The sequence below is a fragment of the Streptomyces sp. NPDC054975 genome, from assembly GCF_053609105.1.
On the sequence record NZ_JBSGWV010000005.1, the window covers coordinates 52,175 to 75,455 of the forward strand.

Here is a 23,281-nt window from a genome sequence, read left to right on the forward strand (position 1 = left end):
CCGGCGTCCGGTCCGTGAAATTCTGCGTCCGCACCGCGCACAGCCGGGTTACCCAAAAGTACGATGGCGGGCGCGGCGCCACAGCGCGCATGGATCGATTTTTGGGAGGCGGCGTGACAGCCATCGAGCAGACAGAGGCAGCACGCCCTCGGGGCACGCGCCTGCCGCGCCGGGCCCGACGGAACCAGCTCCTCGGGGCGGCCCAGGAGGTGTTCGTCGCGCAGGGCTACCACTCCGCCGCGATGGACGACATCGCCGAGCGCGCGGGCGTCAGCAAGCCGGTCCTCTACCAGCACTTCCCGGGCAAGCTGGAGCTCTACCTGGCCCTGCTCGACCAGCACTGCGAGGCGCTGCTCCAGGCCGTGCGCACGGCCCTGGCGTCGACGAGCGACAACAAGCTCCGGGTCGAGGCCACCATGGACGCGTACTTCGCGTACGTGGAGGACGAGGGCGGCGCGTTCCGCCTGGTCTTCGAGTCCGACCTCACCAACGAGCCGGCCGTGCGCGAGCGGGTCGACCGGGTGAGCCTGCAGTGCGCGGAGGCGATCTCCGACGTCATCGCCGAGGACACCGGCCTGTCGAAGGACGAGTCCATGCTGCTCGCGGTGGGGCTGGGCGGCGTCTCCCAGGTCGTGGCGCGCTACTGGCTCTCCAGCGAGTCCGCCATCCCCCGCGACAAGGCCGTGGCGCTGCTGACGTCGCTGGCATGGCGCGGCATCGCGGGCTTCCCGCTGCACCCGACGGACGTGCAGCCGAACACCGAGTCGCACTAGGACCTTCCCCGCGAGTTGTTCGCTCCTGGCGTTCCGCCGGTACGCCGTGCGGGTCCCCTCTCCGGGCTAATGTGTGCAGCGTACGGCGCGGGAGACGCGCAACGCTGACCGTTCGGAGGGACATAGCCGTGGAGGTCAAGATCGGCGTGCAGCACGCACCCCGGGAGATCGTTCTGGAGAGCGGGCAGTCCGCCGAGGAGGTCGAAAGCGCCGTGGCCGAAGCGCTGGCCGGCAAGGCGCAGCTGCTCAGCCTCACGGACGAGAAGGGCCGCAAGGTCCTGATCCCGGCCGACAAGATCGCGTACGTGGAGATCGGCGAGCCGGCGGTGCGCCGGGTGGGCTTCGGCGCTCTCTGAGGCGCGTGACGTGCGAAGGGCCCGGCGGATTCGTCCGCCGGGCCCTTTCGTCCGTCCGGGTGGGCCGTGCACCGGCCCAGGCGCGTGAGGGTGGGGTGAAGGTGCAGGTGAGGCGGGCGGGGAGGATTGCGTTCGAGTCGGCCCGGGTAGGACGGCTACGACCGCACTGCCCGCCCCGCACCGCACGCGAGGTGATCCCGTGTTCCTGGAAGCTCTCGGCTCCGCACTGCTCGGATTCGCCCTGGCCTGGGCCGCCGTGCACCGGCTGCCCGACCGCCTCCCCGCACGCGCGGTCGTCCTCACGACCGGCACGCTCGGGGCCGTCTTCGGCGCCCTGGTCACCCATGGCGCGCTCGGCCCGGGCCACGCCCTGGCGACACTCCTCGGGGCCGTGGCGATCGCGGCGGTCCTGCTCTCGCTGCTGATCCGCCCGGCCTCGCGACGCCTGCGCCGATCAGCGGCGGCGTGAGCAGCGCCGCCACCAGAACCACCAAGAACCATCCCCCCGCCCCGGACGACGAACGGGGAGCGGCACCGGCGCGCAGGCGCGCCGGACCGGACCCCGCCGGAGCCGTCACGGGTGTTACGCCGCCAGGCCCAGCGCCGCCATCCGCTTGGTGTGGGCCTCGGTGATCCGGGAGAACATCCGGCCCACCTCCGCCAGGTCGAAACCGGCGGCCATGCTGTCGACCCCGCCGACGAGCATCGTGGAGAGGGCGTCGCGCTCGGCCACGACCCGCTGGGCCTGCGACAGCGCCTCACCCATCAGACGGCGCGCCCAGAGCGCGAGTCGGCCACCGACGCGCGGGTCCGCCTCGATCGCGGCCCGCACCTTCGCCACCGCGAAGTTGCCGTGGCCGGTGTCGTCGAGGACCGAGAGCACGAGCCGGCGCGTGTCCGAGTCGAGCCGGGCCGCCACCTCGCGGTAGAAGTCGCTGGCGATCGAGTCGCCGACGTAGGCCTTGACCAGGCCCTCCAGCCAGTCCGAGGGCGCGGTCTGGCGGTGGAAGTCGTCCAGCGCCTTGGCGAAGGGCTCCATCGCGGCCGTCGGCTCCGCGTCCACGGTGGCCAGCCGGTCCCGCAGCTGCTCGAAGTGGTGGAACTCGGCGGAGGCCATCTTCGCCAGCTCCGCCTTGTCCGCGAGGGTCGGCGCCAGCTTGGCGTCCTCGGCGAGCCGCTCGAAGGCCGCCAGCTCGCCGTAGGCCAGCGCGCCGAGCAGGTCGACGACCGCGGCGCGGTACTGCGGCTCGGCGGAAGCGGTGGCCCAGTCCTGGGCGGCGATCCCGGTGACGGGTTCTTCGGCGGGCGTGGCGTTGTCAGGCGTCTCCATGAAGCGCACAATAGCCCGCTCCCCGGCGCGCTCAAGGCCCTGGTCAGTCACTGTGACGGCGCCCTCATCATCAATTCTCCCAACACACATGCGCGAATCCGGGGTACAGTGGTAAAGCGCCTGCTGAGTATGCGGACAAGCTTTCGCACGTTCGGACGTACTCGGTGGGCCGACTCATGAATGAGGATGCCCGGTCGGTGGCCCGACTGGCTCCGACCCGACAGCCCTCCCCGCGCACCCGCGGAAGGGTCCCTCAAGCGGCACGACGCTCGAGCGACGGCAGTGGTCCCGCGCCACCCGGTTGTGATCCATTCGTCGATCCGGCCGGAAGCGAATCGGTACGGTACGACCCCCCAGCGTTCGCCTCGCGCCGCGTCTCACAGAAGAGGCAGCACCCTGACTACGACTTTCCGAGAGCTCGGGATCCTTCCCGAGACGGCCGAGGCGCTCGAAGCCGTCGGCATCGTGTCCCCCTTTCCCATCCAGGAGATGACCCTTCCGGTCGCCCTCTCCGGCACCGACGTCATCGGCCAGGCCAAGACCGGCACCGGCAAGACCCTCGGTTTCGGTCTGCCGCTCCTGGAGCGCGTCACCGTCCCCGCGGACGTCGAGGCCGGCCGGGCCAAGCCCGAGCAGCTGACCGACGCCCCGCAGGCCCTGGTGGTCGTCCCCACCCGCGAGCTGTGCCAGCAGGTCACCAACGACCTGCTGACCGCCGGCAAGGTCCGTAACGTCCGCGTGCTCGCCATCTACGGCGGCCGGGCGTACGAGCCCCAGGTCGAGGCGCTCAAGAAGGGCGTCGACGTCATCGTCGGCACCCCGGGCCGCCTGCTCGACCTGGCGGGCCAGCGCAAGCTGGACCTGTCCCACGTCAAGGCCCTCGTCCTCGACGAGGCCGACGAGATGCTCGACCTCGGCTTCCTGCCCGACGTCGAGAAGATCATGAACATGCTTCCGGCGAAGCGCCAGACCATGCTGTTCTCGGCCACCATGCCGGGCGCGGTCATCGGTCTCGCCCGCCGCTACATGTCGCAGCCGACGCACATCCGCGCCACCTCGCCCGACGGCGAGGGCGTGACCGTCGCCAACATCAAGCAGCACGTCTTCCGCGCGCACTCGATGGACAAGCCGGAGATGGTCTCCCGCATCCTGCAGGCCAACGGCCGCGGGCTCGCGATGATCTTCTGCCGTACGAAGCGCACGGCGGCCGACATCGCCGAGCAGCTGCAGCGTCGCGGCTTCGCCTCCGGCGCGGTCCACGGCGACCTCGGCCAGGGCGCTCGCGAGCAGGCGCTGCGCGCCTTCCGCAACGGCAAGGTCGACGTGCTCGTCTGCACCGACGTCGCCGCGCGCGGCATCGACGTCGAGGGTGTCACCCACGTCATCAACTACCAGTCGCCGGAGGACGAGAAGACGTTCCTCCACCGCGTCGGCCGCACCGGCCGCGCGGGCGCGAAGGGCACCGCGGTGACCCTGGTCGACTGGGACGACATCCCGCGCTGGCAGCTCATCAACAAGGCGCTCGGGCTGGACTTCCACGAGCCCGTCGAGACGTACTCCAGCTCCCCGCACCTGTACGAGGAGCTGGACATCCCGGTGGGCACCAAGGGCGTCCTGCCCCGCGCCGAGCGGACCCGCGCCGGTCTGAACGCGGAGGAGCTGGAGGACCTGGGCGAGCCCGGCGGCCGTGGTGGCCGTGGGCGCAAGCAGGCCGCCCCGGCGGCCGAGGAGGCCCCGGCCCGCACGCGGACCCCGCGCCAGCGTCGCCGTACGCGCGGTGGCTCGGCGTCGGACGAGACGGCCACGGCCGTCGCTCCGGCAGCGGCCCCCGCCGGCGCCCCGGTGACGGAGGACGCCCCGGCGGAGCCGCGCACGCCGCGCCGCCGTCGCCGTACCCGCGCGAGCGCGGCGTCGAACGCGCCGGTCGCGTCGGTCGCCCCGGTCGCGTCGGTCGCCCCGGTCGCCGAGACGGCCGTCGCCGCTCCGGTCGCGGAGGCTCCGGCCCCCGCCGCCGCTCCGGTCGCCGTCGCCGCCGCCCCCGTGGTCAAGCAGGCCAAGCCGGTGGACCGGGCGCCCCGTGCCCCGCAGGCCGTCGTCGAGGCCCCCAAGGCCCCGCGCCGCCGCCGTGCGCGCGTCCTGACGTCCGAGGCCGACACGGTGGGCTTCCAGACCGTGGAGACCGCGGCCGCCGCCCTCGCCGCGGCGACGCCCGTCGCCCCGGTCGTGGAGCCGGCCGCGCCGGTCGCCGAGACGGTCGTCGAGGAGCCCAAGAAGGCCCCCCGTCGCCGTACGGCGAAGAAGGCCGTCACAGCCGAGGCCGTCGACACCGTCGAGGCGGCCCCCGCGGCCACCGAGGTCGTCGAGGAGCCGAAGAAGGCTCCCCGTCGCCGTACGGCCAAGAAGGCCGTCGCGGCCGAGGCCACGGAGGCGCCGGCCGTCGAGACGTCGGTCGAGCCGGTCGCCGAGGAGGCCCCCAAGGCTCCCCGCCGCCGCACGACCAAGAAGGCGGCCGTCGCCGCCGAGGCCCCGGACGCCTCGGAGCCGAAGACCGCGCCCCGTCGCCGTACGGCGAAGAAGGCGGTCGCCGCTCCGGCGGAGGCCACCGGCGCCGAGGAGGCCCCCAAGGCCCCGCGTCGTCGCACGACCAAGAAGGCGGCGGCAGCACAACCCGAGAGCTGACGCGCCTCGCGCCTTCCCGGTGGCCCGGTCCCTCCCCAGGGGCCGGGCCACCGTGCCGTCCGGCCCCCGCTGAACAGCGGTTACAGTCCCTCTATGAGCAAGCCCCGGTCCCTGGCGCTGCCCCCGCGCACCCGTGCCTACCGGCTGAGCACCACACGCGGCGACTTCGCCGTCCTCGACACCGCGCCCCTGGGCGAGAGGCGCGGCACGGCGCTGCTGCTGCCCGGGTACACCGGCAGCAAGGAGGACTTCCTCGCCCTGCTCGGTCCGCTCGGTGAGCACGGTTACCGTGCCGTGGCCGTCGACGGCCGCGGCCAGCACGAGACGCCGGGCCCGCGTGGGCGGCACGCCTACAGCCGCCGGGCGCTCGCCCTGGACGTGGTGGCGCAGGCGGCCGTGCTCGGCGACGAGCCGGTGCACCTGCTCGGTCACTCCTTCGGCGGCCTGGTGGCCCGCGCGGCCGCCGAGCTGGCGCCCGGCGCGTTCCGCTCGCTGACCCTGCTCTCCTCGGGGCCCGGCCGGGTCGCCCGCCCGCAGCGGGCCAGGGTCCTGGCGCTGCGCGGCGCGCTCGCGCTGCTGCCCAAGGAGCGGGTCTGGCTGGCGACGCGCTGGCTGGACAGCAGGGGCGAGGAGCCGGGGATCATCGACCCGCCGGAGATCGTGCTGTTCCTGCGGCGGCGCTGGATGCGCACCCGGATCGCCCAACTGGCGGGAGCTGGGCGGCTGTTGCTGCGCGACCCGGACGGTACGGCACGGCTGGCCGCGCTGCCGATGCCGGTGCACATCGCGTACGGCGCGCAGGAGATGGTCTGGCCGGTGCACGGTCTGGCCGCGGCGGCGGCGAGCCTGGGCGCGCACCACACGGTGGTCGCGGGCGCGGGCCACTCCCCCAACGTCTCGCACCCGGAGGAGCTGGCGGCCCGGCTCGCGGCGTTCTGGGACGGCGCGGACGCGAACACGTAGGAGCTCCGCGCGTCTGAGCCCGTAGGAGTCAGAACTGCGCCTGGAGGTGCTGCCAGAAGCCGTCGCGCAGCGCCCTGCGCAGCGCCGCGTGGCCGCGCAGGGAACGGCTGAGAAGCTTCTCGGCCTCGATCAGAAGGTCCTGGTCGACCGGTCCCGGCAGGTACGGGTGCCCGGGCAGCAGCTCGGCCAGCGCGTCGCTGCCGCGTTCGGCGAGCCACATCGCGGCGATCTGGGCGCCGACGAAGCGGACCTCCTCACGGGAGGGCGGGGGTTCGCCCTCGTTCTCGTACGTCGTGACGGGCCGTCGGGTGACGTACGGACGCCAGAAGTCGAGGTCGAAGGTGCGCCGGCTGTCGACCTCCCAGAGCAGCGGCTCGGCCTGGTTGCGCCCGTCGGCGGCCTCGATGCCCCAGAGGTGGACGCGGGCACCGTAGCCCTGCGCGGCCTCGACGGCCGAGACGAGGTCCTCGTCGCCGCCGACGAGCGCGGCGTCGCTGATGGCGCGGTGGCGGGCGAGGGACTCCAGGTCGGAGCGGATGAGGGAGTCGACGCCCTTCTGCTGGTTGTTGGCGTTGAGATTGCCGAGGCGGACCTTGACGTCGGGGAGTTCGGCGATGGACTGCTGCTCGGGGGTGTGGATGCGGCGGCGTGCGCCGTCGTACCAGTAGACGCGCAGCAGCCGGCTGTCGGCGAAGATCGTGCGGGCCTTGTCGATGAAGGCCTCGATGAGCCCCTCGGCGTCGAGGTCGAAGGAGCGGCGGTCCTCGGTGCCCGCGACCAGCAACCCGGCCGCAGCATAGACGTAACCCGCGTCGACGAAGATGGCATGTGTCGAAGGGGTCTTGGCCACTTCGGCGAGCATCCGCCGGAGGAGCTCATTGGTGTGCTCCAGGCGATCGCCCAGGTCGTGGACGGCGTCGCGGGGCGGCGTGTGAGGTGTCTCTGCGTCGTTCATACCGGCCTCATTGTCCGTCCGGCGTGCGGCCGCCGCCACCATCCCCCACACTAGTAGTTAGCCATTCGAAAAATTTCCTTAGCGTAGGGAATGTTTGCAGGGTGCATCTCGTTGGACCCTACGTAACACCGCATCACACAGTTCTCCAGCAGGAGGATCAACTCCAGACGAAGGGAGAAGCCCATGCGCTTCGAAATCCTGCGACTCGACGACATCGACGGCACGCCCGTCGACAGCACCGTCGTGGACGCCGCCTCCGTCAACCGGATCGTGCAGCAGGCCGCCTCGATCGGCCAGCGCATCTGGATCCGCCCGGCCGACACCACGGCCTCGTAACAAGGCAGCCGCTCGAACGCACCGCGCCCCCGCATGGACTCCGTGAACCGGAATCCGTACGGGGGCGCAGTGGCGTGCGGGGCCCTGAGAGGCGCGCCCCTAGGCGCCCTGGATGACCTGGGTGACGCCGTTGATGATCTGCTGCACGGCGATCGCCGACAGCATCATGCCGGCGAGCCGGGTCACGAGCACGACGCCGCCGTCCTTGATGACGCGGATGATCAGCAGCGAGTAGCGCATGGTCAGCCAGAGCACGACGTGCATGGCGACGATCGCGGCCCAGACGGAGACCTGCGCCCCGACGCCTTCGGCGTGCTGCACGGCGAGGATCACGGAGACGATCGCACCGGGCCCGGCGAGCAGCGGCATGCCCAGGGGCACGAGGGCGACGTTGACGTCCTTGGTCTGCTTGGGCTCGTCGGTCTTGCCGGTGAGCAGGTCGAGCGCGATGAGCAGGAGGAGCAGACCGCCGGCGATCATCAGGGCGGGTACGGAGACGTGCAGATAGGCGAGGATCTGCTGACCGAGGATCCCGAAGACGGTGATGACACCGAAGGCGACGGCGACGGCCTGCCAGGCCATCCGCCGCTGCACCTTGGTGGCCCGGCCGGAGGTGAGGGCGAGGAAGATCGGGGTGATCCCCGGGGGATCCATGATCACGAAGAGGGTCAGAAACAGCGAGCCGAAGACGGCGACGTCGAACACGGTGTGCCTTGCGATGGGGGTGTACGAGGGTGTGGGGAGGGGCCCCGACGACACGGGGCATGGGCGGCCGGCACGCGGAGGTCCGTCGGACCTCCGACGGACCGCGTACGGGCCGTACGCGCACGTGAGGCCTCCCGCGCCGGACCTCCCCGAAGGGGGTCGGCACGGGGCAGGGCCTCAAGGAGCCGGGTGCTGGGCGAGTCCGCCGGCGCCCGGGACCGGGAAGGCGCCGGTGGCGCGGCGCGTGATCTCGCCGTAGATCTCGGGGTCCGTCGTGTACTCGCCGAGGACGCAGGTCTTGCGGCTGCCGTGGTAGTCGCTGGAGCCCGTGGCGAGCAGCCCGAGTTCCTTCGCAAGCCCGCGCAGCCGCGCCCGCGTCGGCTCGTCGTGGTCCATGTGGTCGACCTCGATGCCGTCGAGGCCCGCCTCCGCCAGCCGCCCGATCGCGGACTCCGGGACGACCTCGCCCCGCTTGACCGCGAGCGGGTGCGCGAAGACCGTGACCCCGCCGGCCGCCTTGACCAGCCGGATCGCCTCGAACGGGTCGAGCTCGTGCTTCTCCACGTACGCCCGTCCGCCGTCCGCCAGCCACTGCCGCGTGAACGCGCCGGACACGTCCGGCACGACTCCGAGTTCGACCAGCGCCTCCGCCACGTGCGGGCGGCCGACCGAGCCGTCCCCGGCGATCCGGGCGACCTGGTCCCAGGTGACCGGGACGCCGAGCTCCTGGAGCTTGCCGACCATCGCCCGCGCGCGCGGCACCCGGTCGTCCCTGACCAGCTCCCGCTCGGCGGCCAGCTCCGGCTCGTCGGCGTCGAAGAGGTACGCGAGCATGTGCAGACCGACACCGTCGAGGCGGCAGGACAGCTCGGCGCCGGTCACGAGGGTCAGCCCCTCGGGCAGCGCGGCGATCGCGGCGGCGTGGCCGCGCGTGGTGTCGTGGTCCGTGAGGGCGACGACGTCCAGGCCGGCGGCGGCCGCGTTGCGGACCAGCTCGGCCGGTGTGTCCGTACCGTCCGACGCCGTGGAGTGGGTGTGCAGGTCGATGCGCACGACGCGTTGCTCCAGGACTCGGGGGCGGGCGAACAAGGGGACGCTCCAGCATAACGGGCGAACAAGCCCAGGCGACCCCGCACAACCAAGGCGACAGACGTCAATCACCCCGAAGAACCAAGACGCCGCGCTCGGGCAGCCGCACAACCCAAGGCCTCACCCGCCCCGCACCCCGTGCCCCGTGACCGCCGCCTACGTCAGTAGGCGCGGCGTCAAGGCCCCGCACGGCAGGAGTTCGACCTCCGCGCCCGCGTCGCGCAGATCCGTCAGGACCAGTTCGTCGTACATCAGCAGGCCCGACTGCTCCGGCCACACGATCGCCCACAGCCACAGCCCCCGCGCCTCCCCCGCGAAGACCGCCCGGTCCTGCGGGGTGCCGTTCACGTGCCACAGGGGGGTGGGGCGGCCGGCCGCGAGGACCTTGGTCTGGGCGGGCTTGTCGATGGACAGGCCCTGTCCGGGGTCCGGGCCGTCGAGCCCGGCGTACCGCGCCCCGAGTCCGACGCCCAGCTCCTCGGCCACGAGCAGCAGCTCGCCGAGTCCGCCGAGCGGCCCCGGCCCCGAGCAGGCGACGACGGTCGCGCGTCCCCCGCTGCGGTCGTCACCGGCGTACGCGACGCCGGTGAAGAGCCAGCCGACGGGCAGGGGCCACGGCATCCAGACCGGCACCTCGGCCCGGTGCACGACGACACCGAGGGCCTCGACGCTGGGCGGGATCACGGGCTGCAGCGGGTGCACCGGGCCATGCACGGCGCACTGCCAGGAGTCGGCAAAAAGACCGGGCGCCCTGACCCGGCCACCGCACCTCGGGCAACTGGGTTCGCCCCTCATAGAGCCCAACGGTCCTACCCCTCCGCGTCCGCGTCAAGGACGATCACCCGTCCGGACCGACCAGTTCACCCCGAGTGGCAGGTACACCGGTCGACCGACCGCGCGGCCGGAGGCCCATCACGTCGGTCGCGGGTCAGTCCAGGGTCACCGAGCGGCGCAGCGGATCGCGCAGGTCGGTGCCGTTCGCCAGCCAGCGCTCCTGAAGCGCCTCCGCGCCGTGGACGCGCTTCCAGGCCGCCTCGTTGGACGTCATCGGCAGCAGCGGCAGGAAGCGGACCGGATCCATCGGGTCGTCGAGCTCCAGGTCGTCCACCAGTCCGCCGGGTTCCGCGACGAGGACCGAGCTGAACGGGGCCCCGGGCCAGAGGGGTTCACCCACGTCGAGCGAGGCACCGGCCGCCACGACCACGCCCTCGACCTGCGGGGTCGAGGCGAGGACGGCGAGCGGGCGCAGCACCTTGTCGGTGTCGGCGACCCCGGCCCGGACCGAGAGCACCAACTCCGCGCGCGGGCCCTTCACCGGATCGGCGAGCGCGGCCGCCGGGTCGGTCATCGGGTGGGCGGACATGCCGAGGGTCGCGTAACGGACGACATCGCCGTCGATGAAGCGGAGCACCTCGATCCGGTCCGTTCCGAGAAACGTCACCGCGGCGCGCGCGTCCGGTTCACCGAGCGCCGAACGCAGCCGGGCCTCGACCAGAGCAAGAACTTCTCCCATGCGGCGAGCATAAAGCGCGTAGGGAACGGGCAAAGAGAGGGATTGGCCCTCTGTCGGCTGATAGTCTTGGCCGCTGGTCGGTACTCCCGACCGCTCGTCATCCCCCAAGGGGGACCGGCCGGAGGAGGTGGGGCTGCGTGGATCGAAGTCGATCGGGCAGTACCAACCGCTCTTCCGCCCCGCACCCGAGCCCGGTGCGTTCCTCCCGGTGATCTGAGGCCTTCCGCACCTGGTCCGCCCACCGTCACCCGGCATCTCGCACGACGGAAGAGCACTTCGCCTTTGCCTGTCTGTAGCGAACGCCGTCACCGCGATCCCGCGGTGCCGCCCGCTTTGTGGACGACGTAGCTCCACGTCCTCATTCCGGGCTGTGCCACGCCTCGCCGACGGCTTCTCCGTGAAGGAGCATGCCAATGTCGATGATCCGTGACCTGCGCGCCGCGGTCCGTCCCTCCCTGCGCCCCTCCCTGCGCAAGCCCACCACCGCCGGTGCCGTCTCGCCGTACGCCAACTACGACGCGACCCGTGACCCCTCCGCCTCCAGCGCCGTCGTCGACTGCGCCGTCTACCGCGACGGCAGCCGCGTGGACGACCGCGCCTGCCTCACGCCGCGCGGCGCGATGGCGCAGGTGCGGGAGAGCGGCGGCTTCGCCTGGATCGGGCTGCACGAGCCGACCGAGGCCGAATTCGCCGGTATCGCGGCCGAGTTCGGGCTCCACCCGCTCGCCGTCGAGGACGCCGTCCACGCCCACCAGCGGCCGAAGCTGGAGCGGTACGACGACACCCTCTTCACCGTCTTCAAGACGATCCACTACGTCGAGCACGCCGAACTCACCGCGACCAGCGAGGTCGTGGAGACCGGCGAGGTGATGTGCTTCACCGGCCCCGACTTCGTCATCACCGTCCGGCACGGCGGGCAGGGCTCCCTGCGCAACCTCCGCCACCGCCTCCAGGGCGAGCCCGAGCTGCTGAGCAAGGGCCCCTCGGCCGTCCTGCACGCCATCGCCGACCACGTCGTCGACGGCTACATCGCGGTCGCCGACGCCGTCGAGCTCGACATCGACCAGATCGAGATCGATGTCTTCTCGCCGCCGGCGAAGGGCTCCACGCGCGGCACGGACACCGGGCGGATCTACCAGCTCAAGCGTGAGGTACTGGAGTTCAAGCGAGCGGTCAGCCCGCTGATGCGCCCGATGCAGCTGCTCAGCGAGCGCCCGATGCGGCTGGTGGACCCGGACATCCAGAAGTACTTCCGTGACGTCGCCGACCACCTCGCACGCGTGCAGGAGCAGGTCGTCGGCTTCGACGAGTTGCTCAACTCGATCCTCCAGGCCAACCTGGCGCAGGCGACGGTCACGCAGAACGAGGACATGCGCAAGATCACCTCGTGGGCGGCCATCATCGCCGTCCCGACGGCGGTCTGCGGCGTGTACGGCATGAACTTCGACCACATGCCCGAGCTGGAGTGGAAGTACGGGTACCCGATGGTGCTCGTCGGCATCACGGCGATCTGTTTCGCCATCCACCGCACCCTCAAGCGCAACGGCTGGCTCTAGCCGTACGGCCGGCTCTGGATAGGCTGCGGGCATGACAGACACGCTGCTCGGGCCCGCCCTCGTCGAGGAGGCCACGAAGAAGTCCGGCCTCATCTGGGTCCGGGGCGAGGACGCCCCGGCCCGGGCCCTGTGGCATGTCTGGCACGAGGGCGCGGCGCACGTCGTCGGCGACGGCCCGGGCGAGCAGCCCCTTCCGGGGCTCGTCGCGGGCGGCACGGCCGAGGTCACGGTCCGCAGCAAGGACAAGGGCGGCCGGATCGTCGCCTGGACGGCGGCGGTCTCCGCACTGGATCCGGGTACGGACGAGTGGGACGCGGCGGTCGCCGAGCTGAAGGGCAAGCGCCTCAACGCGACGGACGGCGAGGCCATGACCGAGCGGTGGGCGCGTGAGTGCCGGGTACTCCGGCTGGCGCCGCTCGGCTCGACGACCGATCTGCCGACCGGCTCCCTCGCGGCGGCCCCGCAGGCCTCCGAGGCGATCACCCGCCGCCCCGTTCCGGCGGCCCTTCCCCGTCTGCTGCTCAAGCGCCGCAAGCGCTGAGCCGCCGAGCCCTCACCCCCGCGCCGTCCCGCCCCGGGACCGAAGGCGCGATCTCGTCGTGCGCGATGTCCGTTCCTGATGGAACCTGACCGTAACCGGATGCATCTGATCAGGTGACGGTCAGCGAACCCCCGTTCGAGACAGGGCAGTCATGGCAGACGTCGACGAGGACCACCGACGGTGGCGTGGGAAGGCGGCCACCACCGTCGTGACAGCCGTGTGCCTGGCCCTCGCCGGCGCTCTCGGCGTCGTGCTGGCGGACGGCGGCCCGCAGGGCCCCTCGCGTGACAGGGGCGACCGGGCCCCCGTCGCCCCCGCCCCCTCCGGCGAACCCGCCGAGGCCGCCCCCGCCCCGGCCGCCCGCCCCTTCACCATGGTCGCGACCGGCGACATCATCCCGTACCCCTCGATCATCCAGCGGGCGGCCGCGGACGCGGAGGGCGGCGGACACGACTTCCGGAAGATCCTCGCGGGCGTCAAGCCCATCGTCTCCGGCGCCGACCTCGCGCTGTGCCACCACGAGATCCCCTACGGGCAGCCCGGCGGCCCCTACACCGGCTACCCCACCTTCCAGGCGCCCCACCAGCTCGCCGACGCCCTCAAGGAGACCGGTTACGAGGGCTGCTCGACCGCCTCGAACCACACCCTGGACGCCGGGTTCGCGGGCCTGAAGCGCACCCTCGACGGGCTCGACCGCGTCGGCCTGAAGCACGTCGGCTCGGCGCGCGACGCCGAGGAGGCCAAGGCCCCCGCCTGGTACACGGCCGGCGGCGCGAAGGTGGCGCAGCTGTCGTACACGTACGGGACGAACGGCATCCCGCTCCCCGAAGGCAAGCCCTGGGCGGTCAACCTGACCGACCGGCAGAGGATCGTCGACGACGCGCGGGCCGCACGGCGGGCGGGCGCCCAGGTCGTCCTGCTGAGCATCCACTGGGGCACCGAGTGGCAGGAGGCCCCCGACGAGGCGCAGCGCGAGCTCGCGCAGGCCCTCACGGCCTCCCGCACGGACGGCCTGCCCGACATCGACCTCGTCATCGGGACGCACAACCACGTGCCGCAGCCGTACGAGAAGGTCAACGGGACCTGGGTGGTCTACGGCATGGGCGACCAGGTCGCCAGCTTCTTCACCGCCGACAAGCTGCGCGGCAACATGTCCTCCATCCCACGCTTCACCTTCACGCCCTCCACGGAGCACCCCGGCCGGTGGACGGTGACGAAGGCCGAGTACCTCACGCAGTACTCCGACATGGGCCCGCCCTTCCGCGTCGTCTGCGCGTCCTGCGACGCGCCGGCCGGCGCGTCGGACCGGTACGAAGCGGTCGACGCCCGCGTCACCGAGGCCGTGCTGTCCCGGGGCGCGGCGGCCCAGGGGCTGACCCGCGCCACGCGGTAGCGGCGCAGGCGGGTTGAGGCCTCGTCAGGTGCGGGGCAGCTGCTTGCCGTAGTCGAGCGTCTCGCCCGGGGCGGGGGCCTCCAGCGCGAAGTCCTTGTCCCACTCGGACAGCACGACGACGCCCGCCCCGCCGCCCCGCGCGAACTGGAGCGGGAACGGGGTGCCCTCCAGGGCGACGTCGAGCGTGCCGCCCTCGCCGTCCTCGCCGCCCTTGACCTTGACCGTGCGGATGCCGCCGATCTTGTCGCGGTCGCCCTTCACCACGTCGCCGTGCAGACCGATCAGACCGTCCAGGAGCAGGTCCATGTCGGTGAAGCCGCGCAGCTGCTTGTACGAGGGGTCGTCCTGCGGCACCTTCACGTACTTGTCGTCGAGCTTGTCGGCGGCCTCGCTGTCGGCATCGGAGCCGTCCGCGCTCTCGGTGGGCCCGGCGGACGCCTTGCCGTCCTCGCCGTGCGCCCAGAACGCCGCGTCGGCCTTCATGTAGAGCGCGTCACCGACCCGCAGCAGCTCGAAGGTGCTGTTCTTCGTGGTGACCGAACCGGCCGCGCCGTCGTCCTTGAGCCGCATGTTCAGCTTGAACGTGCCGCCCTTGCTGACGAGCGTCCCGGCGAGCCGGACCGCCTTCGCGCCGTCCGCCGCCGCCTGCGCCTTCTGCTCGATGACGTCCGGGGCCAGCTTCCCGACCCCGTTCGTCCCCTCGTCCGGATCCTCGGCGCAGGCGCTGAGTCCCGCCGCGAGACCGGCGCACAGCGCCAGCGGCAGGACGGCCCTGCGGATGCGCGATGCAGTGAGGAGTGCGGTCACCGGCGCGGCCTCTCGTCTGTCGTCGACGTCGTCGATGGTGTCGTCGATGGTGGGGGGGACGGCAGCACGCAGCGTACCCGGGCGGCGTGGCGTCACCGCAGGCAGCCGTACGGGTGCCCTCGCCCGGGCGCCACGGATGGGCACGGGCTAGCCTGAATCCGGCATACCTCAGCATTGACCCGAATCGTGCGGCACCGAGGAGGCGCGTGGCATGGCGGCAGGCGCCCCCCGAATCTTCGTCTCGCACCTCGCCGGTGTCCCCGTCTTCGACCCCAACGGCGACCAGGTGGGCCGCGTCAGCGACCTCGTCGCCATGCTCCGGGTGGGCCGCCGCCCGCCCCGGCTGCTCGGCATGGTGGTGGAGGTGCTCAGCCGCCGTCGGATCTTCGTGCCGATGACCCGGATCACCGGCGTGGAGTCCGGCCAGGTCATCACGACGGGAGTGGTCAACATGCGCCGCTTCGAGCAGCGCCCCACCGAGCGGCTCGTCCTCGGCGAACTCCTCGACCGCCGCGTCCGGCTCGTCGAGGCCGACGAGGAGGTCACCGTCCTCGACATCGCCATCCAGCAGCTCCCGGCCCGCCGCGAGTGGGAGATCGACAAGGTCTTCGTCCGGCGCGGCAAGCCCGGCGCGCTGCGCCGCAAGGGCGAGACGCTGACCGTGGAGTGGTCGGCCGTCACGGGCTTCTCCCTGGAGGAGGAGGGCCAGGGGGCGGAGAACCTGGTCGCCACCTTCGAGCGGCTGCGCCCCGCCGACCTGGCCAACGTGCTGCACCACCTCTCCCCCAAGCGGCGCGCCGAGGTCGCCGCCGCCCTCGACGACGACCGGCTCGCGGACGTCCTGGAGGAGCTGCCGGACGACGACCAGATCGAGATCCTGGGCAAGCTGAAGGAGGAGCGCGCGGCGGACGTCCTGGAGGCGATGGACCCGGACGACGCGGCCGACCTGCTCTCCGAGCTGCCGGAGGAGGACAAGGAGCGGCTGCTCACCCTGATGCGGCCCGACGACGCCGCCGACGTGCGCCGGCTCCTCGCGTACGAGGAGCGGACCGCCGGCGGACTGATGACGACGGAGCCGATCGTGCTGCGGCCGGACGCCACGGTCGCGGACGCCCTGGCCCGCGTACGGCAGCAGGACCTCTCGCCGGCGCTCGCGGCGCAGGTGTACGTGTGCCGGCCGCCGGACGAGACACCGACGGGCAAGTACCTGGGCACGGTGCACTTCCAGCGGCTGCTGCGGGACCCGCCGTTCACGCTGGTCAGCGCGCTCCTCGACAGCGACCTGCCGCCACTGGCACCGGACACCCCGCTGCCCGCCGTCACCAGCTACCTCGCCGCGTACAACATGGTCGCGGCGCCGGTGGTGGACGAGAGCGGGTCGCTGCTCGGCGCGGTCACCGTGGACGACGTCCTGGACCATCTGCTGCCGGAGGACTGGCGCGAGACCGAGTTCCACGAGGCGGAGGTGACGCATGGCGGCTGAGCGCACGTACGACCGGGAGCGCGATCGGGAGCGGGAGCGGGAAAGGGAGCGGGAACGGACCATGCCCCGCATCCGGCTCGACCTGCCGCGCGAGCGGCGGTCGAGGCTGCTGCCGGAGTACGACCCGGAGGCCTTCGGCCGGCTCTCGGAGCGGATCGCGCGGTTCCTGGGGACGGGGCGGTTCCTCGTCTGGATGACCCTGACGATCATCGTCTGGGTGCTGTGGAACGTCTTCGCGCCGTCGTCGCTGAAGTTCGACGAGTACCCGTTCATCTTCCTGACGCTCGCCCTGTCCCTCCAGGCCTCGTACGCGGCCCCGCTGATCCTCCTGGCCCAGAACCGGCAGGACGACCGAGACCGGGTCAATCTCGAACAGGACCGCAAGCAGAACGAGCGGTCCATCGCCGACACCGAGTACCTGACACGGGAGATCGCGGCGCTGCGGATGGGCCTGGGCGAGGTGGCCACCCGCGACTGGATCCGCTCGGAGCTCCAGGACCTGATCAAGGAAATGGACGAGCGCCAGGACGGCCACCGGGACCGTCGCGATCTATTCCCCCCGGCCGACGATCGCGGAAGTGACGTACCCGACCGTTGACAGTCTTTCCGGCGCCGGTGGTCGGCGCCGTACCATCTCCGTATGGCTACGGAAGACGCGGTGCGCGAAGCACTGGCGACGGTGAACGACCCCGAGATCAACAAACCGATCACCGAGCTCGGCATGGTCAAGTCGGTGGAGATCGGATCCGACGGCAGGGTCGCCGTCACGGTCTACCTCACCGTCTCCGGCTGCCCGATGCGCGAGACGATCACGCAGCGCGTCACCGACGCGGTCGCACGGGTGGAGGGTGTCACCGGCGTCGACGTCACGCTGGACGTGATGAGCGACGAGCAGCGCAAGGAGCTGGCGTCGGCCCTGCGGGGCACGACGGCCGAGCGCGAGGTCCCGTTCGCCAAGCCCGGCTCGCTCACCCGCGTCTACGCGGTCGCCTCCGGCAAGGGCGGCGTGGGCAAGTCCTCCGTGACCGTGAACCTGGCGGCGGCGATGGCCGCCGACGGGCTGAAGGTCGGTGTCGTCGACGCCGACATCTACGGGCACTCGGTGCCCCGCATGCTGGGCGCGGACGGCCGTCCGACCCAGGTCGAGAACATGATCATGCCGCCGTCGGCGAACGGCGTGAAGGTCATCTCCATCGGCATGTTCACCCCGGGCAACGCCCCGGTGGTGTGGCGCGGCCCGATGCTCCACCGCGCGCTGCAGCAGTTCCTCGCGGACGTGTACTGGGGCGACCTGGACGTCCTCCTGCTCGACCTGCCCCCGGGCACAGGCGACATCGCGATCTCGGTGGCGCAGCTCGTGCCGAACGCCGAGATCCTCGTCGTCACGACCCCGCAGCAGGCGGCGGCCGAGGTCGCCGAGCGGGCCGGCTCGATCGCCGTCCAGACGCACCAGAAGATCGTCGGCGTCGTCGAGAACATGTCGGGCCTGCCGTGCCCGCACTGCGACGAGATGGTCGACGTGTTCGGCACCGGCGGCGGCCAGAGGGTCGCGGAGGGCCTGACGAAGACCACGGGCGCGACCGTCCCGGTCCTCGGCTCCATCCCGATCGACGTCCGCCTGCGCGAGGGCGGCGACGAGGGCAAGCCGGTCGTCATCACCGACCCGGACTCCCCGGCGGGCTCCGCCCTCCGCGCGATCGCCGCCAAACTCGGCGGTCGCCAGCGCGGCCTCTCGGGCATGAGCCTGGGCATCACGCCGCGCAACAAGTTCTGAGCAGGTGAATGAGAAGGGCGCCCCCGCCGGGGGCGCCCTTCCGCGTTCCTACGAGGCGTACGCCCCCAGGTCCTCGACCCCGGCGAAGCCCAGGCCGTACGCGCTCATCCCCCGCCCGTAGGCCCCGATGTGCACCTCACCCGCGGACCCGGCAAGGACCCAGCCGAACTCGGACTCGCGGTAGTGGAACGGCACCGGCACCCCGTCCACGGGGAGCGACAGCGTCGACCACTCCGGGCCCGTCAGGTCGTCGGCGAGCTCGAACGCGGTCTCCGTCTGCTGGTCCAGCCAGTCGTCCCGCAGCGCGTGGTCCAGCTGCGCGGGCCAGGTGTACGCCAGGAGCCCGGAGCCGGCCAGCCAGGCGGCGGAGGAGACGGTGGTGGCGTCCAGCACACCCGTACCGTCGCCCGTCCGGCGTACCGGGCTCGCCGCGACCGTCACGACGACGGCGAAGCGCTCCTTCTCGGCGCCGCTCGCGTCGGACTTTATCGACGGCTCGTCCCCGTGGCCCATCGACCCGTGCTGGACGGTCCCGTCCGCCGCCGTGCCGACCTGCATCAGCCAGCGCGGTCCGGTGAACGCCTCGTCAAGTCCGTACCAGGTGAAGGGTGCGCGCAGATAGCCTTCGGCCGTACGCCGGGCTGCGGGCACTCCCTCCACCCGACTCGTCGTCTCCATCTCGGCCGCCTCCTCGATCCGTCGTGTCCGCGACGGCGGACAACAGATGGAGGATAGCCACCGGCTCACCCCTGGGGGTGTCAGCCCAGGTGGTCAGGTCGCGTCGGAGTCGTACGGCGACCGCTCGTCGCCGCCCGGCTTGTCCTGCTTCTTGAGGAGGTCCGGCGAACCTCCCCCGTCACCTTCGGTACGGGAGGTGCCCCCAACGGTCGCGGGGACGGAGGCGGCGGGCGCCGCGGACGGCTCCGGCTCGCGGCCGTTCACCGCGTCGGCGACCTCGTTCATCTCCTTCTTGAGGTCGAAGCTGCTGCGCAGCTCCTTCAGCTCCTTGAAGTCCTCGTTCCCGTCCAGCTGCTTGCGCAGGAACGTCTTGGGATTGAGGTCCTCGAACTCGAAGTCCTTGAACTCCGGCCCCAGCTCGGTGCGGATGTCCTGCTTGGCGCTCTCGGAGAAATCGCGGATCTTACGGATGAAACGCGAGACGTCCTGGATGACCTTCGGCAGCTTGTCCGGGCCGAAGATGAGCACGGCGAGGACCACGAGCGTGACGAGCTCGAGTATGCCTAGGTCGTTGAACACCTTGCTGCTCCTTACACCGGGTCCGGGGCCCGCTCCACGGTACCCGCCGAAACGGCCGGGCGGGTACCTTGCGGTGTCTCCCACATGGCGCTCAGTCGCCCTGCGAGGAACCGAGCGTCAACGTCTTGGTCTGTTCCTTGCCATCGCGCTTCAGCGTCAGCTCCAGCTGGTCGCCGGGGCGGTGCGCGCGGATCTTCACGATCAGCTCCTCGCCGCTGTGCACGCGCTGGCCGTCGACCTTGGTGATGACGTCACCGGGACGGATGCCGGCCTTCGCCGCCGGGCCGCCCGGAGTGATCGAGGCGGTGCCGTCCTTGCCCTTCTCACCGACCCGCGCGCCGTCGCCGTTGAACTGCATGTCGAGGCTCACGCCGATGACGGGGTGCGTGGCCTTCCCGGTGTTGATCAGCTCCTCGGCGACCCGCTTGCCCTGGTTGATGGGGATGGCGAAGCCGAGGCCGATGGAACCGGACTGCGCCCCGCCCTCACCGCTCGAACCGTCACCCGCCGCGCGGATCGCGCTGTTGATTCCGATGACCCGCGCCTTGGAGTCGACCAGGGGCCCGCCCGAATTGCCCGGGTTTATCGGGGCGTCGGTCTGGAGGGCGTCGACGTAGCTGACGTCGCTGCCGTCCCCCTTCTCGCCGCCGGCCGTGATGGGGCGCTCCTTGGCGCTGATGATGCCGGAGGTGACGGTGTTCTGGAGGTCGAAGGGGGCGCCGATGGCGACCACCGGGTCGCCGACGCGGACGTTGTCCGAGTTGCCGAGCGGCAGCGGCTTGAGGCCGGAGACCCCGGTGACCTTGACGACGGCGAGGTCGTAGCCGCTGTCCTTGCCGACGAGCTTGGCGTTCGCGGTCTCGCCGCTGCTGAAGGTGACGCTGATCTCGCCGGAGGAGGCGGCCGCGTCGACCACGTGGTTGTTGGTCAGGATGTGGCCCTGGGTGTCCAGGACGAAGCCGGTGCCGGTACCGGAGGAACCGGCACCGCTGACGTGCAGGGTGACCACGCTCGGCAGGGCGCTGGCGGCGATCCCGGCGACGGACTCGGGGGCCCGGTCGCCGCCCTCGACGTCCGCCTGGGGCAGCTCGACGGTGGTGACGCCGCCGTTGCGCTCGACGTACGCGCCGACGGCGCCACCAAGGACGCCGGTGATCAGGGCGAAGGTCAGCGCCCCGGCGAGCGCGAGCCCGCGGCGGGAGCGGCGGGGCCTGCCCACCGGCTCGGCCCCGACACTCAGCGGCGCGGCCGGCACGCCGGGGGCACCGGGCGCTCCCCAGGGGTCGTACTGCACCCACTGCGCGGGCTGCGGGGCGACCGGCTGAGGGACGGCCGGCTGGGGCGCGACCGGCTGCGGGACGGCCGGCTGGGGTACCTGCTGCGGGACGGCCTGCTGTGGGACGGCCTGCTGCGGCGGTACGGGCACGCCGTGGGCCGGAGTCGCCACCGGTCGCTGGACGGGCGGCGCGGGCGCCCACGGCCCGGGCTCGCCGTAGGGCGGGGTCCGGTACTCGTCGGGCTCATGCAGCGGCTGGGGCTGCGTCTGCGTCTGCGTCTGCGCGGGGACCTGGTCCTGCGGCTCCGGCCGAACCTCGGGCCCCACTTCCACGTCGCCCGGCGCCTGCGCCTCGACCGGCATCTGCGGCTCGACCGGCATCGGCTGCTCGCCCAGCACCTGCTGCTCGCCCTGCGCCTGCTGCGGTACGGGCGCGGGCGGCGCGTCCGGGGTCGCGGGGGCGGCAAGGGTGAAGTCGCCCTCGTCCGCGGCCGGCGGCTGCGGTATCTCTCCCGCCGGCGGCGTACTCGTCGGCCGACTCCACCACTTCGGCTTCTGGCCGGTCGACTTCCCGTCGTTCATGCTCTCCCCGCAACAGCTGACCTGTCCGCGCCCGCCTCACGGCGGGCGCCCGTGCCGAGGATTCAACCAGGTCCGGGCTCAGCGGTGGGCAGTGAGCGGGGTCGTCGTCGGGTTGGCGTCCGCGAACGAGGCCGGAGACGGGGTGGGAGCCGGGCCGCCCAGCGGGTTGTACGCGGTCGTGAACGCCAGGCGCAGGGCCGGGCCCGTGGGCCGTATGAACGGGGAGAGCTCAAGGACCGACTGGGGGGCGGACGTCCCCTGGAGCTGGAGGGGGACGGCGGGCGCCGGGTCGCCGGGGACCAGGGGGCCGGCCGCCACCGTGCCGGTGGTGGATCCGACGCCGATCGGGCTCGCCGAGGAGCCGACGGACGTCCGCTCCTCCGTGCGCCCGCCGCGTCCGGCGGTCGCGCCCGCGTTCGTCGCCGTGCCCGTACCGGACCCCGTGCCCGTACCGGAGACGGAACCCACGCCCACGCCCGCGCTCGCGCCGGTGCCCGCGGCGGAGGAGCGGAGCGGGGTGACGTTCGTACCCGTGCCCTCGCCGCGCGCGCCGATGTTCACCGACGACTCCAGCGGCAGGGCGCCGCCGAGCGCTATCGCGGCGAAGGAGACCGCGCTGGCGGCCGCGATGCCGAAGCGCCGCCCCCGCCAGGAGGGGCGGTCACCCTCGCGCGGACCGCCGACGGCGTGGATGCGGAAACCGGAGTGGTGCGGGGAGACCGGCGCGGCCGTCGCGAAGCCGTCCGACCTCATGGCGCCGAGGCCTCCTCCGACGCCTCCGCCTCCGCCGAGGCCGAAGAGTTCGTCGAAGGGTCCCCGACGGTCGCCACCGTCACCCCCCGGTTCGCCAGGGCCCCCGGGCAACCCCTGAAGGCGTGCGAGGAGCCCTTCGGAGGGCGGCGGGGGTGCGGTGGAGGCGAAGACGCTCTTCAGCCGGCGCTGGGCGTCGGCCTCCGCCTTGCATTTGGCACAGGTCGCGAGGTGCGCGAGGACCCGCTCGCGTGCGTCGTGGCCGAGCTCCCCGTCGACCAGCGCGGCGAGTCGGTCCCCGAGGTGCTGCTCCGCGGGGGTCGGGCCGGCAGGACTGATGCTCACGCCGTTCCGCCCTCCCAGCCGACGGCGGCCAGCGCGCGCTCCGCCCGGGCCTCGGGGGAACGGTGCTTGAGCGCCTTGCGCAGGTGCGAGCGGCCGCGGTGGATGCGGCTGCGGACCGTGCCGAGCTTCACGCCGAGCGTCGCGGCGATCTCCTCGTACGACAGCCCTTCGATGTCACAGAGGACGACCGCGGCCCGGAACTCGGGCGCGAGGGTGTCGAGGGCCTGCTGCACGTCCGCGTCGAAGTGCGTGTCGTTGAACGCCTGCTGCGGGGAGGGCTCGCGGCTGGGCAGCCGCTCGGCCGCGTCGTCGCCGAGCGCGTCGAACCGGATCCGCTGCTTGCGGCGGACCATGTCCAGGAAGAGGTTGGTGGTGATGCGGTGCAGCCAGCCCTCGAAGGTCCCCGGCGTGTACGTCGACAGCGAGCGGAAGACGCGGACGAAGACCTCCTGCGTGAGGTCCTCGGCGTCGTGCTGGTTGCCGGTCAGCCGATAGGCGAGGCGATAGACCCGGCCGCTGTGCGTGCTGACGATCTCCTCCCAGGTGGGCGGAGTCCACGCCTGCGATTCCGCATCCGATGCGAAGGTCGCGGTGGTGGGAGCGGAGTCGGCGGTGTGGATTCGGTCAGCGGTGTTTGTCACGGATTTCGGCTCACCCGCCGACCTGAGAAGACGCCGAAGCACTCCTCCCCGATCCACAGGCGCAGCCGCACCTCCCCTGTCGGCTCTGGTGGTGTCCAGTGGAGCCCCTACCATAGCCACCTCGCCCGTTAGCTCCGGATAAGAATCTTTACGCGAATTTGGGGACCGGGTGCTCCG

The 23,281-nt window shown here is 72.3% G+C and carries 24 protein-coding genes; 12 read left to right on the plus strand and 12 right to left on the minus strand.

All coding sequences use genetic code 11. The features are described from left to right. The first annotated feature begins 113 nt into the window (after positions 1–113). The 3 genes from ACWF79_RS08240 (at position 114) to ACWF79_RS08250 (ending at position 1,598) form a co-directional block, all read left to right on the plus strand. Complete coding sequence (locus ACWF79_RS08240; protein WP_453727239.1) at positions 114–773, plus strand: TetR/AcrR family transcriptional regulator; 660 nt, start codon at positions 114–116, stop codon at positions 771–773. A gap of 128 nt (positions 774–901) precedes the next feature. Next, on the plus strand, positions 902–1,129 hold the full coding sequence (locus ACWF79_RS08245; protein WP_453727240.1) for a DUF3107 domain-containing protein: 228 nt from the start codon (positions 902–904) through the stop codon (positions 1,127–1,129). A 199-nt stretch (positions 1,130–1,328) separates the two neighbouring features. Beyond that, positions 1,329–1,598, plus strand: coding sequence for a hypothetical protein (locus ACWF79_RS08250; RefSeq protein WP_453727241.1), 270 nt, complete (start codon positions 1,329–1,331; stop codon positions 1,596–1,598). Between the two features lie 114 nt (positions 1,599–1,712). On the opposite strand, the gene ACWF79_RS08255 is transcribed toward ACWF79_RS08250, so the two are convergent. Beyond that, positions 1,713–2,459: a ferritin-like fold-containing protein gene (locus ACWF79_RS08255; protein ID WP_453727242.1), complete on the minus strand. Its 747-nt coding sequence runs from the start codon at positions 2,457–2,459 to the stop codon at positions 1,713–1,715. 489 nt (positions 2,460–2,948) lie between these two features. Between ACWF79_RS08255 and ACWF79_RS08260 the strand changes: the two genes are divergently transcribed. Beyond that, the gene (locus ACWF79_RS08260; protein WP_453727243.1) at positions 2,949–5,138 is read left to right on the plus strand and encodes a DEAD/DEAH box helicase; all 2,190 of its coding nucleotides are present in this window, start codon (positions 2,949–2,951) and stop codon (positions 5,136–5,138) included. A gap of 93 nt (positions 5,139–5,231) precedes the next feature. After that, positions 5,232–6,101, plus strand: a complete 870-nt coding sequence (locus ACWF79_RS08265; protein ID WP_453727244.1) for an alpha/beta fold hydrolase — start codon at positions 5,232–5,234, stop codon at positions 6,099–6,101. A gap of 28 nt (positions 6,102–6,129) precedes the next feature. Here ACWF79_RS08265 and ACWF79_RS08270 read toward each other — a convergent pair whose 3' ends face one another. Beyond that, positions 6,130–7,056, minus strand: a complete 927-nt coding sequence (locus ACWF79_RS08270; RefSeq protein WP_453727245.1) for an NYN domain-containing protein — start codon at positions 7,054–7,056, stop codon at positions 6,130–6,132. A gap of 183 nt (positions 7,057–7,239) precedes the next feature. Between ACWF79_RS08270 and ACWF79_RS08275 the strand changes: the two genes are divergently transcribed. Next, positions 7,240–7,392 (plus strand): hypothetical protein, encoded by a 153-nt coding sequence (locus ACWF79_RS08275; protein WP_453727246.1) that lies wholly within the window; start codon positions 7,240–7,242, stop codon positions 7,390–7,392. Between the two features lie 99 nt (positions 7,393–7,491). Here the strand turns inward: ACWF79_RS08275 and ACWF79_RS08280 are convergent, their stop codons facing one another. From ACWF79_RS08280 to ACWF79_RS08295, 4 genes are all read right to left on the minus strand, one after another. Beyond that, positions 7,492–8,097 carry a MarC family protein gene (locus ACWF79_RS08280; protein WP_453727247.1) on the minus strand — a complete coding sequence of 202 codons (606 nt, stop codon included), beginning with the start codon at positions 8,095–8,097 and terminating at the stop codon, positions 7,492–7,494. 177 nt (positions 8,098–8,274) lie between these two features. Next, entirely contained in the window at positions 8,275–9,150 is an 876-nt protein-coding gene (locus ACWF79_RS08285; RefSeq protein WP_453727248.1) for a PHP domain-containing protein, read from the minus strand. A gap of 192 nt (positions 9,151–9,342) precedes the next feature. Continuing rightward, a complete protein-coding gene (locus tag ACWF79_RS08290; protein ID WP_453727249.1) occupies positions 9,343–9,981 on the minus strand; it encodes a DUF6758 family protein in 639 nt (212 codons plus the stop codon). A 133-nt stretch (positions 9,982–10,114) separates the two neighbouring features. After that, on the minus strand, positions 10,115–10,699 hold the full coding sequence (locus ACWF79_RS08295; RefSeq protein WP_453727250.1) for a suppressor of fused domain protein: 585 nt from the start codon (positions 10,697–10,699) through the stop codon (positions 10,115–10,117). Positions 10,700–11,112: 413 nt separating this feature from the next. Between ACWF79_RS08295 and ACWF79_RS08300 the strand changes: the two genes are divergently transcribed. The 3 genes from ACWF79_RS08300 to ACWF79_RS08310 all read left to right on the plus strand — a co-directional run bounded on the left by ACWF79_RS08300 (position 11,113) and on the right by ACWF79_RS08310 (position 14,189). Beyond that, a complete protein-coding gene (locus tag ACWF79_RS08300; protein ID WP_453727251.1) occupies positions 11,113–12,255 on the plus strand; it encodes a magnesium and cobalt transport protein CorA in 1,143 nt (380 codons plus the stop codon). A gap of 31 nt (positions 12,256–12,286) precedes the next feature. Further along, complete coding sequence (locus ACWF79_RS08305) at positions 12,287–12,796, plus strand: hypothetical protein (RefSeq protein ID WP_453727252.1); 510 nt, start codon at positions 12,287–12,289, stop codon at positions 12,794–12,796. A 151-nt stretch (positions 12,797–12,947) separates the two neighbouring features. Beyond that, positions 12,948–14,189: a CapA family protein gene (locus ACWF79_RS08310; protein WP_453727253.1), complete on the plus strand. Its 1,242-nt coding sequence runs from the start codon at positions 12,948–12,950 to the stop codon at positions 14,187–14,189. Positions 14,190–14,213: 24 nt separating this feature from the next. Here the strand turns inward: ACWF79_RS08310 and ACWF79_RS08315 are convergent, their stop codons facing one another. Then, entirely contained in the window at positions 14,214–14,996 is a 783-nt protein-coding gene (locus ACWF79_RS08315; RefSeq protein ID WP_453727457.1) for a hypothetical protein, read from the minus strand. A gap of 211 nt (positions 14,997–15,207) precedes the next feature. Here ACWF79_RS08315 and ACWF79_RS08320 point away from each other — a divergent pair, with 211 nt between their 5' ends. Genes ACWF79_RS08320 through ACWF79_RS08330 form a run of 3 tightly spaced genes read left to right on the plus strand, consistent with a single transcriptional unit; the run spans position 15,208 to position 18,253 of the window. Next, complete coding sequence (locus ACWF79_RS08320) at positions 15,208–16,479, plus strand: magnesium transporter MgtE N-terminal domain-containing protein (protein ID WP_453727254.1); 1,272 nt, start codon at positions 15,208–15,210, stop codon at positions 16,477–16,479. Then, positions 16,469–17,077, plus strand: coding sequence for a DUF1003 domain-containing protein (locus ACWF79_RS08325; protein ID WP_453727255.1), 609 nt, complete (start codon positions 16,469–16,471; stop codon positions 17,075–17,077). Before ACWF79_RS08320 ends, ACWF79_RS08325 begins: the two co-directional genes overlap by 11 nt. Positions 17,078–17,119: 42 nt before the next feature. Then, positions 17,120–18,253, plus strand: a complete 1,134-nt coding sequence (locus ACWF79_RS08330) for an Mrp/NBP35 family ATP-binding protein (protein WP_453727256.1) — start codon at positions 17,120–17,122, stop codon at positions 18,251–18,253. A gap of 48 nt (positions 18,254–18,301) precedes the next feature. Here the strand turns inward: ACWF79_RS08330 and ACWF79_RS08335 are convergent, their stop codons facing one another. From ACWF79_RS08335 to sigE, 5 genes are all read right to left on the minus strand, one after another. Further along, positions 18,302–18,931, minus strand: a complete 630-nt coding sequence (locus ACWF79_RS08335; protein ID WP_453727257.1) for a hypothetical protein — start codon at positions 18,929–18,931, stop codon at positions 18,302–18,304. Positions 18,932–19,024: 93 nt separating this feature from the next. Beyond that, positions 19,025–19,510, minus strand: a complete 486-nt coding sequence (locus ACWF79_RS08340) for a sec-independent translocase (RefSeq protein ID WP_453727258.1) — start codon at positions 19,508–19,510, stop codon at positions 19,025–19,027. Positions 19,511–19,601: 91 nt separating this feature from the next. Further along, positions 19,602–21,368 carry a S1C family serine protease gene (locus tag ACWF79_RS08345; protein ID WP_453727259.1) on the minus strand — a complete coding sequence of 589 codons (1,767 nt, stop codon included), beginning with the start codon at positions 21,366–21,368 and terminating at the stop codon, positions 19,602–19,604. 78 nt (positions 21,369–21,446) lie between these two features. Continuing rightward, complete coding sequence (locus tag ACWF79_RS08350) at positions 21,447–22,457, minus strand: anti-sigma factor family protein (protein ID WP_453727458.1); 1,011 nt, start codon at positions 22,455–22,457, stop codon at positions 21,447–21,449. Positions 22,458–22,459: 2 nt separating this feature from the next. Then, a complete protein-coding gene (sigE, locus tag ACWF79_RS08355) occupies positions 22,460–23,218 on the minus strand; it encodes an RNA polymerase sigma factor SigE (protein ID WP_361964247.1) in 759 nt (252 codons plus the stop codon). Positions 23,219–23,281 lie beyond the last annotated feature (63 nt).